The sequence below is a fragment of the Streptomyces sp. NPDC051207 genome, from assembly GCF_040682395.1.
Classification (GTDB): domain Bacteria; phylum Actinomycetota; class Actinomycetes; order Streptomycetales; family Streptomycetaceae; genus Streptomyces.
Window position 1 is genome coordinate 77,874 of record NZ_JBFBAX010000023.1, and the last position, 12,598, is coordinate 90,471.

The window sequence follows — 12,598 nt, forward strand, 5'->3', positions numbered from 1 at the left end:
CGGACTTCACAGAGTGTTTACAACGTTGGCATTCGGCGGCCGGACGGTCACGGTGCGTGGTTGTCAGTGGTGTGCGGCATGATGCGAGACGTGACCGGACGACTGATGCTCCTCGACACCGCCTCGCTCTACTTCCGCGCCTACTTCGGGGTCCCGGAGTCGGTCCGGGCCCCGGACGGCACGCCGGTGAACGCCGTGCGCGGGCTGCTCGAGTTCATCGACCGCCTGGTCAAGGACCACCGGCCCGACCGGCTGGTGGCCTGCATGGACGCCGACTGGCGGCCGCAGTGGCGGGTCGAGCTCATCCCGTCGTACAAGGCGCACCGGGTCGCCGAGGAGCACGCGGCGGGTCCCGACGAGGAAGAGGTCCCGGACACCCTGTCGCCGCAGGTGCCCGTCATCGAGGCCGTGCTCGACGCGCTGGGCATCGCCCGGGTGGGCGTCGCGGGGTACGAGGCGGACGACGTGATCGGCACGTTCACCGCCCGCGCCACGGGCCCGGTCGACATCGTCACCGGCGACCGCGACCTGTACCAGCTGGTGGACGACGGGCGCGGGGTCCGCGTGCTGTACCCGCTCAAGGGTGTCGGCACGCTCCAGCTGACCGACGAGCCGTGGCTGCGCGAGAAGTACGGAGTGGACGGACGGGGGTACGCGGACCTGGCGACGCTGCGCGGCGACCCGAGCGACGGGCTGCCGGGCGTGCCGGGCGTCGGCGAGAAGACGGCCGCGAAGCTGCTGGCCGAGTTCGGTGACCTCGCCGGGATCCTGGCCGCCGTCGACGACCCGCGGTCGAAGCTGACCCCGGCGCAGCGCAGGCGGCTGGACGAGGCACGGCCGTATCTGGCGGTCGCGCCGAAGGTGGTGAAGGTCGCGGACGACGTCCCGCTGCCCGAGGTCGACACGGCCGTGCCGGTCGCGCCGCGCGACCCGGCGGCGCTGGAGGCGCTGGCGGCCCGCTGGGGCCTGGGCGGCTCGCTGCAACGGCTGCTGACGACGCTCGGGGCGTGACGGCACGGGCGGCACGCGACCCGCGATGTTTGTGACGGACGCGTGCTCAAGATGTTCATGAGAGGGGTACTCGCGGGAGGGAAGTGCTAACTTAGGTAACCCTAAGCACGGACCAGGGAGATCCCTCATGGCAGACCGACCGGACCGCAAGCCGCGCAAGCTCTACGCCGCGCAGGTCGTCCGCACCGAGCGGCTGACCCCCCACATGCAGCGCGTGGTGCTCGGCGGCGACGGTCTCGCCGGGTTCTCGGCCGACACGTGCACCGACCACTACGTGAAGCTGCTGTTCCCGGCCGGGGGCGCGACGTATCCGGAGCCGTTCGATCCGGAGCGCGTGCGCGAGGAGTTCCCCCGCGAGCAGTGGCCGGTCACCCGCACCTACACGGTGCGCCACTGGGACCCCGAGCACCGGGAGCTGACGCTCGACTTCGTCCTCCACGGCGACGAGGGACTCGCCGGCCCGTGGGCGATGCGCGTCCAGCCGGGCGAGATCGTCCGTTTCCTGGGCCCCGGCGGCGCCTACGCCCCCGATCCGACCGCCGACTGGCATCTTCTCGCCGGTGACGAGAGCGCGCTGCCCGCGATCGCCCGCTCCCTGGAGGCCCTGCCGCACGGCGCGCGGGCACACGCCTTCATCGAGGTCACCGGCCCCGAGGAGGAGCAGAAGATCGACTCCGACGTGGACGTCGTCTGGCTGCACCGCGGCGACCGGCCGGTCGGCGAGGCGCTGGTGGAGGCCGTGCGGGGGCTGGACTTCCCGGCGGGCCGGGTGCACGCCTTCGTGCACGGCGAGGCGCACTGCGTGAAGCAGCTGCGCCGCCTGCTGCGCGTCGAGCGCGGCGTCCCCCGCGAGGACCTGTCGATCTCCGGCTACTGGCGGCTCGGCCACAACGAGGACGGCTGGCAGGCCTCCAAGCGGGAGTGGAACGCGCGCATCGAGGCGGAGCAGGAGGGCGCGGGGTCGGCGGCGTGAGGCACTGACCCGGCCCCTTGGCGAAGTCACCGGCCCCGCAGGCGCGGGAGGGCACTCCCGCCCCGGGCACGCACCGTCCCAGCCTCGAACCGGCCCCGCAGGCGCGGGGAGGGCACCGTGAGGCACTGCCCCGCGGCCCGGCCGGGTCACCGGCCCCCGGCTCCCGACCCCCGGCTCCCGGCTCCCGGCTCCCGGCTCCGCATACCCTGACCCCCGATGAGACGCCGCCGACCGATTCCGCCCGCCCCTCTCCCCCAGCGCGACGGGGTCGATCCGGTGCGGGTGCGGTTGCCGGCCGGAGGACCGTGGGCCACGGTGCGGGACCATCTGGCCGAGCGGCTCGCGACGGCGGGCCCCGGCGTGGTCGACGGCATGTTCGAGGAGGGCCTGATCGTCGGCGCGGACGGGCACCCGGTGGCGCCGGACACCCCGTACGAGCCGGGCACGTTCGTGTGGTTCCACCGGGAGCTGCCCTCCGAGGTGCCGGTGCCGTACCCGCTGGACGTGGTGTACCGCGACGAACACATCATCGTCGCCGACAAGCCGCACTTCCTCGCCACCACCCCGCGCGGCGGCCATGTCGCCGAGACCGCGCTCGCACGGCTGCGCCGGGAGCTGGGCATCCCGACGCTGACCGCCGCGCACCGGCTGGACCGGCTCACCGCCGGGCTGGTGCTGTTCACCGTGCGGCCCGAGGAGCGCGGCGCCTACCAGACACTGTTCCGCGACCGCCGGGTCACCAAGGAGTACGAGGCCGTCGCCCCGTACGATGCCGGGCTCGTCCTGCCCCGCACGGTACGCAGCCGGATCGTGAAGGAACGCGGCGAACTCACCGCCCGCGAGGTCGGGGGCGAGCCGAACGCGGTCAGCCGGATCGAGCTGCTGGAGCACCGGGCGGCGCACGGGCTCGCACGGGACGGCGCTGCACCGGACGGCGCTGCACCGGACCGTGTGCCACCGGACGGCGCGGCGCACGGCCTGGGCCGGTACCGGCTGCTGCCCGGCACCGGCCAGACGCACCAGCTTCGGGTGCACATGACCGCGCTGGGCGTGCCGATCCTCGGCGACCCGCTGTATCCCGTGGTGACCGGCCCCGTACCGGCCGGCGACTTCCGCCGCCCGCTGCAATTGCTGGCGCGGGCGCTGGAGTTCACCGATCCGGTGACGGGTGCGGCGCACCGGTTCCGCAGCGCGCGGGTGCTCGCGGCCTGGGCGTCGTACGACGGCTGGGCGGCCGGTCGGCAGCCGCGCCGTCAGTAGCCGCGCCACCAGCGCAGGAAACGCTGCCAGGCACCCGGCGGGCGGGCCGGCGCGGACGGCGGCTGCGGCGGCAGGGGCAGCTGCGGCGCGGCGGCAGGGGCGGACGAGGGCTCGGGCGGCAGGGGCGGCCGCGGCGCGGGCTCGGAGCGCGGCGGTTCGGTGCCGATGAACCAGTCGGGCCGCCGCTGCGGTGGTGTCGTGCCCGGCGTGTCCGTCACGGCCTGCTGCTCCTTGGGCTCGAAGCACACCGGCAGCTCCACCAGGTGACGCGAGGCGATCGAGGACCGCCAGGCCAACTCGTCCTCGGGGCAGTCGAGTTGGACGTCGGGCAGCCGCAGCAGCAGCGCGTCGACGCCGGTGTCGGCGATGGCGCGGCCGATGTCCTGTCCGGGACACTCGTGCGGGCCGCCGCCGAAGGCCAGGTGGGACCGGTTGCCCTGCATGTTGGCCGCCAGGTCGGGCCGCACCCGGGGATCGACGTTGCCGGGCGCGATGCCGAACAGCAGCCCGTCGCCGGCCCGGATGTGCTGCCCGCCCAGCTCCAGGTCCTGCTTGGCGAAGTAGGCGAAGACCGTGCTGAACGGCGGCTCGTCCCACAGGGACTGCTCGACCGCCTCCGGCACGGTCATCTGGCCGCCGCTGAGCCGGGCCCGGAATCCGGGGTCGGTGAGCACCACGCGCAGGACGTTGCCGATGAGGTTGGCGGTCGCCTCGTAGGCGGCGAGCAGGACCACGCGCAGGTGCTCGCGCACCTCGTCGTCGGTGAGCCGGGCCGGGTGGTTGACGAGGTGGCTGGCGAAGTCCTCGTCGGGCTGCGCGCGGCGCCGCGCGGTGAGCCGGGCCAGGGCCTCCATGACGTAGGCGTGGCTGGCCATGGACGTCTCGGTGCCCTTGAGGGTGTCGCGGGCGGCCTCCACCATCCGGTCGTTGAACTCCTCGGGCATGCCGAGGATCTCGCACAGCACGCCCATCGGCAGGTGCTCGGCGAACTGCCCGACGAGGTCGGCGCGGCCCTGTTCGCAGAACCGGTTGACGAGTGCCTGGGTGTGGCGGTTGATGTGCCGGCGCAGGCTGCGGTAGTCGATGGTCGACATGGCGCCGGTGACCGCGCCGCGCAGCCGCTTGTGCTCGTCGCCCTCGGCGTGCGAGCAGATCGGCTGCCAGGCGATGTGCGGCATGAGGGGGTGGTCGGGCTTGACCTTCCCCTCCTTGAGCGGGGTCCAGATGCGGCTGTCCCGGCAGAACAGGGACGGGGTGCGCACCATGTGGAGGTTCTCGGTGTGGCCGAGGACCACCCACATCGGGATGTCGTCGTGGAGCAGCACGGGCGCCACGGGGCCGTGTTCGGCCCGGAGCTCCTCGTACAGCTCCTCCAGGTCGTCCACCTCGTGCAGCCGGTGCAGCCCGCCGGCTCCGAGGCCGTGCGCGGGGCAGCCGGGGGGCGGGACGGGCCGGGCGTCGCCCGTCGAGGTCGGGACGTGCGATTCAGGCGTCACAGTGGTCGCTCCGGGGCTGAAAGGACAGGGCAGGGGGAGGCGGGCGTCAGGTGAGGGCACCCGACTGGGCGAGCGCGTGCAGGAAGCGCATCAGGGTCAGCAGGACGTCACGGCTGGAGGCCCGGCGGCGCACGTCGCACTCGACGATGGGGATGTCCTCGGCCAGGTCGAGGGCGGCGCGCAGGTCCGGGAGGGGGTAGCGAGGCGCGTCCGGGAAGGTGTTGACGGCGACCACGAACGGCACGCCCCGCTCCTCCAGACGCCCCATGACGTCGAAGCTGACCTCCAGCCGGCGGGTGTCGACGAGCACGACGGCGCCGAGCGCGCCCTCGAACAGGCCGTTCCACAGGAACCAGAAGCGCTCCTGGCCGGGGGTCCCGAACAGGTACAGCACGAGCTGGTCGGTGATCCGGATGCGGCCGAAGTCCATCGCCACGGTGGTGGCCGTCTTGGTGGGCGAGCCGAAGTTGTCGTCCACGCCGATGCCGGCCTGGGTCATCGTCTCCTCGGTGGTCAGCGGTCTGATCTCGCTGACCGAACCCACCATGGTGGTCTTGCCGACGCCGAAGCCCCCCGCGATCACGATCTTCACCGCGGCCTGTGCCGTGTGCGGCAGTTGGTCCTCGGTCCGCGGGCCCGGGACGGTGTCAGAGCCGTTGAAGTCCATGCATCACCGCTTCGAGGATGGTTCGGTCGGGAAGCGCCTGGCGGACGATCGGGGCGCGCGCCTGCACCAGTTCGGCCGGCAGCAGGTCGGTGATCAGCACGGTCACTACGCTGAACGGCAGGTTCAGATAGGCCGACAGCTCGGCCACGGAGAGCGGGGCGGCGCACAGCCGGATCAGTGCCGCCTGCTCGGGGGTGGCGGACTGCGGGGGGTCGGCACGTGCCACGATCAGCGTCACCAGGTCGAGTTCGGCCCGTTTGCCGTCCGGTCCGGCAACGACGTAGAGCCGCTCGACGCCGCCGCCCTCGCCCTCCTTCCTCTGGGGTTCGGGGGGAGGTTCCGGCTGGGGGGTCCGCCTCTGGCGTTGCGGAGGAGTCATACGGTGTGCCCGCTGCGCCGGGGCGGACTGGTCAGATGGGCGCCGATACGGGCGACGAGGTCGCGCATGCGGTTGCTCATCAGGCCGGGTTCGGCGACGACGTCGGAGAGCACCGCGAGGTAGGCGTTGGCACCGGCGGCCATCAGGTAGAAGTAGCCGCCGTTGATCTCGATGATGACGAGCTTCATACGGCCGTCGCTGTCGGGGATCTCGGTGGCGACGGCGCTCGCCAGGCTCTGCAGCCCGGCGCAGGCGGCGGCGACCCGGTCGGCCGCGTCGGGGTCGCCGCCGTGGCGGGCGATGCGCAGGCCGTCGGCGGAGAGCACGACGATCATCTCGATGCCCGGGACGCCGTCGGCGAGGTCCTTGAGCATCCAGTCGAAGTTGGCTCGCTGCTGGATCACGTGAAGTCCCCTTCGTCGTCGGCCTCGGCACGGACCGGCTCGGTGGTCGGCTGGATGACAGGCTCGGTGATCGGCCCGGCGGCGGGCTCGGTGATCGGCCCGGTGGCCGGTTCGGCGATCGGCCCGGCGGCGGGCTCGGTGATCGGTTCGGTCGCCGGCCGGGTGAACGCGGTCGGGTCCGGGTCGCCCTTGAGCCCTTCCCAGAACGCCTCGACCCACAGGCCCGGCGGGGGCTCGTCCTCCTTGGGCTCCGGCGCGGGCGCGGGCGTCGTCCAGAGGGACTCGGCCGCCGCCCCGGACTGCTCGGCCTCGCGTGCGGCGCGCTCGGCGGCGTACTGCTCGGCGTAGCGCTGGGTGATCGGGGTCTTGACCCGGCTGCGGCGCTGCGGCAGGCCGTTCGCCGTCCATTCGGTGACCTCGGGGACGTCGTCCTCCATGGACACGGTCATGGGGACGCGGGGGCTGGTGGGGCGGCGCGTCTTGGGGGCGCGCTTGGGGCCCTCCAGGGTGCCGGGACCCTGCTTGGGCACGGAGGTGGCACCGATGCCGTGGGCGGCCCCGATGCCGGGCTCGGTGGTCATCATGGTGCTCGGGACGACCAGGATGGCGCGGACACCGCCGTACGCGGAGGCGCGGAGCGACACCTGCATGTTGTGCGTCTTGCAGAGGCGGCCGACGACGGCGAGGCCGAGGCGCGGGTGCTCGCCGAGGTCCTGGAGGTCGAGGCCGGCCCTGGCGCGCTCCAGCATGCCCTCGATGCGGGCGCGGGCCTCCTCGCTGAAGTTGACCCCGGCGTCCTCGATCTCGATGGCGACGCCGGTCTGCACCTCGACGGCGGTGACGTGCACCTTGGTGTGCGGGGGCGAGTAGCGGGTGGCGTTGTCGAGGAGTTCCGCGGCGGCGTGGATGACGGGCTCGACGGAGATGCCCTTGATGTTGACCGTGGCGATGGAGCGCAGCTCGATGCGGCGGTACTCCAGGATCCGGGACATCGCGCCGCGCAGCACGCTGTACAGGGAGACGGGCTTGGGCCACTGCCGGCCGGGCCTGCCGCCGCCGAGGACGGTGACGGAGTCGGCGAGGCGGCCGATCAGCGCGGTGCCGTGGTCGATGCGCAGGAGGTCGTCGAAGACCTCGGGGTTGCGGCCGTGGTCCTCCTCCATCTCCCGCAGTTCCTTGGCCTGCTGATGCACGATCGCCTGGACGCGGCGGGCGATGCTGACGAAGGAGCGCTGCGAGGCGTCGCGCAGGGACTCCTCGGTGTCGATGACCTTCAGCACGGTCCTGATCAGCGACAGCTGCGCGGGCCGCAGGTCACGGTAGGAGGGGTCGACGCCGGGCAGGCGCAGCAGGACCTCGCGGGGTGAGAGTCCGCCGTGCAGGAGGTGCAGCGCGGTGGGCACGATCTCCTCGGCGAGGCGGCCCATCTCCATCTCCTCGGCGGCGAGCCGCCGTTCCAGACGCGTGACGTGCCGGGCGTGTTCGGCGCGCAGGGCACGCAGGGCGCGGCCCCGGCGCACGGCTTCGGCGGCCGTCGCGATGACCAGCAGCGTGGCGACCGCACCGCACCAGCCGACGGCGGCCCGGGCCGGGTGCGTCACCCAGGCGACGGCGGCCCCGGTCGCCGCGGCCATCAGGACGGCCGGCAGCAACAGCACGCGCGCATACGAGAGTTCGCGGCGACCGGGAGGGGATTCAACACTCACCATGTAGGCCCTCGTAAAGGAATCGGCTGGGGGAAGCTTGCCGGGGATACGTCAGGGAAACCGGGGGTATGTCAGGGACGCAGGCGGCATTTTCCGCGCATGGGGGAACAAGCGCGCGAATTCACCTCAACTCGGCGCACTGCGGGCGAGCTTAGCCCGACCGGATCAACGTCATGGCATATTCGGCAAGCACCTGAAACCCGCCCCATGACCGGAGTACCCTCGACCCCATTTACACGCTCGGGAGCCATTCGCACACCTTGCGTCACGGCGTACGGACGTACGAAAACCGTCGGGGCCGTCCGTAGATCAAAAACCCCCGCGGCGGGTTTCGGGCCACCGGCCGTGGAGAGGACCACCCGGACGGCCACCGGCGCCGCGCCCAGGACGACGCGTCAGGCCACGACCCGAGGGGCCGCATGACGTTCCACACGCTGCTCGTCGCCGACCGCGGTGCGACCGCCGCCCGCGTCGTCCGCACGGCCCGCGCCCTGGGCCTGCGCACGGTGACCGTGCACGGCGACACCGACCTGATCCTGCGGGCGGCCAAGGACACCGGCGCGGGCGCGATCCATCCCGGCCACGGCTCCCTGTCGCGGGACGCGGCCTTCGCGCGGCGCTGCGAGGACGCCGGGCTCGTCTTCGTGGGCCCGGCGCCCGAGCAGCTGGAAATCTTCGGCGCCAAGCACACGGCACGCGCGGCGGCCGACGCGGCAGGCCTGCCCCTCGCCCCCGGCACGGAACCGCTGACCTCCCTGGAGGAGGCACTGCGGGAGGCCGGCCGCATCGGCTACCCGGTGATGCTGAAGCCGACGGGCGGCGGCATCGGCATGTCGGCCTGCCGCTCCCCCGCCGAACTGACCGGCGCCTGGCGGCGGACGCGCCGGGCGGCATCCGCGTCCCGCGCCTCCACCGACGTCTTCCTGGAGCGCCTCGTGGAGCACGCCCGGCATCTGGAGGTGCCGGTCTTCGGCGACGGAGACGGCCTGGTCGTCACGTTCGGCGACCGGGACTGCTCCCTGCGCCGTCACGGCCGGAAGGTGCTGGCCGAGGCCCCCGCCCCGCGCCTCCCCGACCACGTACGCGCCCAACTGGCGGCCTGGGCCCGCGACTTGTGCGCCTGGACCGACTACCGCTCGGCGGGCACCGCCGAGTTCCTGTACGACGCCGTCCGCGAGGAGGCGTACTTCCTTCAGGTCAGCCCCGGTCTCCGGGCCGGACATCCGGTCACGGAGGAGGTCTACGGCGTCGATCTGGTCGCCTGGACGCTGCGCCTGGCGCGCGGCGAACGGGGCGTGGTGCGCGCCCCGGGCGCACCGCGCGGCCACGCCGTCGGAGTCCGCCTGTACGCCGGGGGCGCGAGGCGCGCACCTGTGCCCGCCTCAGGACCGCCGGCCGGGGCCGACCTCCCGCCGGGCGTGCGCGTGGACGGCCCGGCGGAGACCGGCACCGGGGCGCCGACGCCGTACGACCCGGTGCTCGCCGAGGTGATCGCCCACGGCTGCGACCGCGAGGAGGCGCTGCGGCGGCTCGGCGAGGCGCTGGCCGGGCCCTGGATCGACGGCGCGGGGACCGGTCTGGGGCTGGTGCGGGCGGCGCTCGGCGACCCCGCGTTCCGCACGGCCACGCACTCCACGACGACCCTCGATGCCCTGACCGGCCCCCCACCGCGCGGACGCGCCGAGCCGCACGGGACCGATGCCCGCGGACAGGCAGGCCACCCGGCCGACGAACCGGACCAGACCCGCACCCACGGGCAGACGAACCACCCCACCGACGAACCGGACCGGCCCCGCACCCGCGGCCAGGTGGATCACCCCACCGACGAGTAGGCGACAACCCCCCGCAGCAGCCCGTCGACAGCCTTCCGCGCGGTCCTGGCCACGGTGGAGCCCTCGGCCGCGGGCGCCGCGGCGGAGATCTGCCCCAGCACGTCGATCACCTGCTTGCACCACCGCACGAAGTCCCCGGCCGGCATCTCCGCCTCCCGCAGCACCTCGTCGAGACCCGCGCCCGAAGCCCACTGGTACGCGGCCCAGGCGAACCCGAGGTCCGGCTCGCGCTGCCCGACCCCCTCCGTCTGGGTGATCCGGAACTCCTCCTCCAGCGCGTCGAGACGCCCCCAGATCCGCACCATCTCGCCCAGCGCGGCCTTGGCCTTCCCGGACGGCAGCTTCGGCGCCATCGCGTCGTCGGCGGCCCGCGCCTCGTACACCAGCGCCGACACGCACGCGGCGAGTTCGGCGGGAGCGAGCCCCTCCCAGACGCCCTCACGCAGGCACTCGCTGCAGAGCAGGTCCAGCTCGCCGTAGAGCCGGGCGAGCCGCTTGCCGTGCTCCGTGACCTCGTCGCCGCGCAGATAGTCCAGCTCGGTCAGCAGCGCCACGATCCGGTCGAAGGTCCGCGCGATCGTGTTCGTGCGCCCCTCGATACGGCGCTCCAGCTGCGAGGTGTCCCGCAGCAGCCGGTGGTACCGCTCGGCCCAGCGGGCGTGGTCCTCCCGGTCGTTGCACCCGTGGCAGGGGTGGGCGCGCAGCGCGGTGCGCAGCCGGGCGATCTCCCGGTCGTCGGCCGCCTCGGAGCGCCGCTTGCGGTGCCGCTCGGGCGGGATGTGCCCGGCCTTGGTGCGCAGCGCCGACGCCAGGTCGCGGCGGGACTGCGGCGAGCGCGGGTTGAACGACTTCGGGATCCGCATCCGCTCCAGCGCCTCGACCGGCACCGGGAAGTCGATCGACGCGAGCCGCTTGACCTGCCGCTCGGCGGTGAGGACCAGCGGGCGCGGCCCGTCGTGGTACTCGACGCCCCGGTGACCGTTGGACCGCCCGGCGGGCAGGCCCGGGTCCAGCACCAGGGCGAGCCCGGCGTACTTGCCCGTCGGCACGTGGATGACGTCGCCCGGCTTCAGTTTCTCCAGGGCGACGGCGGCCTCGGCGCGGCGCTGGCCGGCGCTCTGCCGGGCCAGCTCGGTCTCGCGGTCCTTCAGCTCCCGGCGCAGCCGCGCGTACTCCTCGAAGTCGCCGAGGTGGCAGGTCATGGAGGCCTTGTAGCCCTCCAGGCCCTCCTCGTTGCGCTGGACCTGCCGGGAGATGCCGACGACCGACTTGTCGGCCTGGAACTGCGCGAAGGACGTCTCCAGCAGCTCCCGCGAGCGGTGCCGCCCGAACTGCTCGACCAGGTTGACGGCCATGTTGTACGACGGCTTGAAGCTGGAGCGCAGCGGGTACGTGCGCGTGCCCGCGAGTCCCGCGAGGTGCTCGGGGTTCATGCCGCGCTGCCACAGCACCACGGCGTGGCCCTCGACGTCGATGCCGCGCCGCCCGGCGCGGCCGGTGAGCTGGGTGAACTCACCGGGGGTGATGTCGGCGTGCTGCTCGCCGTTCCACTTGACGAGTTTCTCCAGCACCACCGAGCGCGCCGGCATGTTGATGCCGAGGGCGAGGGTCTCGGTGGCGAATACGGCCTTGACCAGGCCCCGGACGAACAGTTCCTCGACGACCTCCTTGAACGTCGGCAGCATGCCCGCGTGGTGGGCCGCGATGCCGCGCTCCAGGCCTTCCAGCCACTCGTAGTAGCCCAGGACGTGCAGGTCCTCGGGCGGGATGGAGGCGGTGCGCTCCTCGACCAGGGCGCGGACCTTCTCGCGGGCCTCCTCGTCGTTGAGCCTGAGGCCCGCGTACAGGCACTGCTGGACGGCGGCCTCGCAGGCGGCGCGGCTGAAGATGAAGGTGATCGCGGGCAGCAGGCCCTCGGCGTCGAGGCGCTCGATGACCTCGGGACGGCTCGGCGTCCAGATCCGCGACCGCTGTCTGCGCTCGCGCTCCCGGTCGGCCTCCCGCATGTGCCGGCCGCGCCGCCGGTCCTGGTACGACGGCCGGCTCGCCTCCAGGCGGGCCATGCGGGTCAGGTCGGGGTTGACGGCCTTCTTGTGGCCCTCGGCCTCCTCGAAGAGGTCGTACATCCGGCGCCCGGCCAGCACGTGCTGGAACAGCGGCACGGGCCGGTGCTCGGAGACGATCACCTGGGTGTCGCCGCGGACGGTGTCGAGCCAGTCGCCGAACTCCTCGGCGTTCGACACGGTCGCCGACAGGGACACCAGCGTCACGGACTCGGGGAGGTGGATGATCACTTCTTCCCAGACGGCGCCGCGGAAGCGGTCGGAGAGGTAGTGCACCTCGTCCATCACCACGTACCCCAGGCCCCGGAGGGTCTGGGAGCCCGCGTACAGCATGTTCCGCAGGACCTCGGTGGTCATCACGACCACCGGGGCGTCGGAGTTCACGCTGTTGTCGCCGGTGAGCAGGCCCACCTTGTCCGTGCCGTAGCGGCGGCACAGGTCGGCGTACTTCTGGTTGGACAGCGCCTTGATGGGCGTCGTGTAGAAGCACTTCTTGCCCTGCTGGAGGGCGAGGTGGACGGCGAACTCGCCGACGATCGTCTTGCCCGAGCCGGTGGGGGCGGCCACCAGCACGCCCTTTCCGGCCTCCAGTGCCTGGCAGGCCTCGATCTGGAAGGGGTCGAGGCCGAAGTCGTACATCTCGCGGAAGGAGGCGAGCGCGGTGGCCTGCTCGGCAGCGCGCCTGCGGGCCGCCGCGTACCGCTCGGCCGGTGAGAGATCCTCTGTCATCGTGCTTTCGAGCGTACCGGGCCGCACTGACAACAGGACGATCATTATCCGGATCGTTTTCCGGTGAATCCCGGATCC

General features: G+C 73.1%; 9 protein-coding genes and 1 pseudogene. 4 read left to right on the forward strand and 6 right to left on the reverse strand.

Features of this window, described 5'->3' with window-relative positions; genetic code table 11:
• Positions 1–81: 81 nt before the first annotated feature.
• From AB0M97_RS22070 to AB0M97_RS22080, 3 genes are all read left to right on the forward strand, one after another.
• Positions 82–1,011 carry a 5'-3' exonuclease gene (locus AB0M97_RS22070; protein WP_365962685.1) on the forward strand — a complete coding sequence of 310 codons (930 nt, stop codon included), beginning with the start codon at positions 82–84 and terminating at the stop codon, positions 1,009–1,011.
• Between the two features lie 127 nt (positions 1,012–1,138).
• Positions 1,139–1,984 carry a siderophore-interacting protein gene (locus AB0M97_RS22075; protein WP_365962643.1) on the forward strand — a complete coding sequence of 282 codons (846 nt, stop codon included), beginning with the start codon at positions 1,139–1,141 and terminating at the stop codon, positions 1,982–1,984.
• A 216-nt stretch (positions 1,985–2,200) separates the two neighbouring features.
• A complete protein-coding gene (locus AB0M97_RS22080; RefSeq protein ID WP_365962644.1) occupies positions 2,201–3,244 on the forward strand; it encodes an RluA family pseudouridine synthase in 1,044 nt (347 codons plus the stop codon).
• Here the strand turns inward: AB0M97_RS22080 and AB0M97_RS22085 are convergent.
• The 5 genes from AB0M97_RS22085 to AB0M97_RS22105 are packed head-to-tail and all read right to left on the reverse strand — an operon-like array spanning position 3,238 to position 7,899.
• Complete coding sequence (locus AB0M97_RS22085; protein WP_365962645.1) at positions 3,238–4,740, reverse strand: cytochrome P450; 1,503 nt, start codon at positions 4,738–4,740, stop codon at positions 3,238–3,240. The two genes, AB0M97_RS22080 and AB0M97_RS22085, sit on opposite strands and share 7 nt — an antisense overlap.
• Before the next feature lie 46 nt (positions 4,741–4,786).
• Complete coding sequence (locus tag AB0M97_RS22090; RefSeq protein ID WP_365962646.1) at positions 4,787–5,407, reverse strand: ATP/GTP-binding protein; 621 nt, start codon at positions 5,405–5,407, stop codon at positions 4,787–4,789.
• Positions 5,388–5,786, reverse strand: coding sequence for a DUF742 domain-containing protein (locus AB0M97_RS22095; RefSeq protein ID WP_365962647.1), 399 nt, complete (start codon positions 5,784–5,786; stop codon positions 5,388–5,390). Before AB0M97_RS22095 ends, AB0M97_RS22090 begins: the two co-directional genes overlap by 20 nt.
• Positions 5,783–6,190 (reverse strand): roadblock/LC7 domain-containing protein, encoded by a 408-nt coding sequence (locus tag AB0M97_RS22100; RefSeq protein ID WP_365962648.1) that lies wholly within the window; start codon positions 6,188–6,190, stop codon positions 5,783–5,785. Before AB0M97_RS22100 ends, AB0M97_RS22095 begins: the two co-directional genes overlap by 4 nt.
• Entirely contained in the window at positions 6,187–7,899 is a 1,713-nt protein-coding gene (locus AB0M97_RS22105) for an ATP-binding protein (protein WP_365962649.1), read from the reverse strand. Before AB0M97_RS22105 ends, AB0M97_RS22100 begins: the two co-directional genes overlap by 4 nt.
• Before the next feature lie 416 nt (positions 7,900–8,315).
• On the opposite strand from AB0M97_RS22105, the pseudogene AB0M97_RS22110 reads away from it, so the two are divergent.
• Positions 8,316–9,569: pseudogene (locus tag AB0M97_RS22110) on the forward strand (biotin carboxylase N-terminal domain-containing protein); the annotation flags it as partial.
• Between the two features lie 140 nt (positions 9,570–9,709).
• Here AB0M97_RS22110 and AB0M97_RS22115 read toward each other — a convergent pair.
• The gene (locus AB0M97_RS22115; protein ID WP_365962650.1) at positions 9,710–12,565 is read right to left on the reverse strand and encodes a DEAD/DEAH box helicase; all 2,856 of its coding nucleotides are present in this window, start codon (positions 12,563–12,565) and stop codon (positions 9,710–9,712) included.
• Positions 12,566–12,598 lie beyond the last annotated feature (33 nt).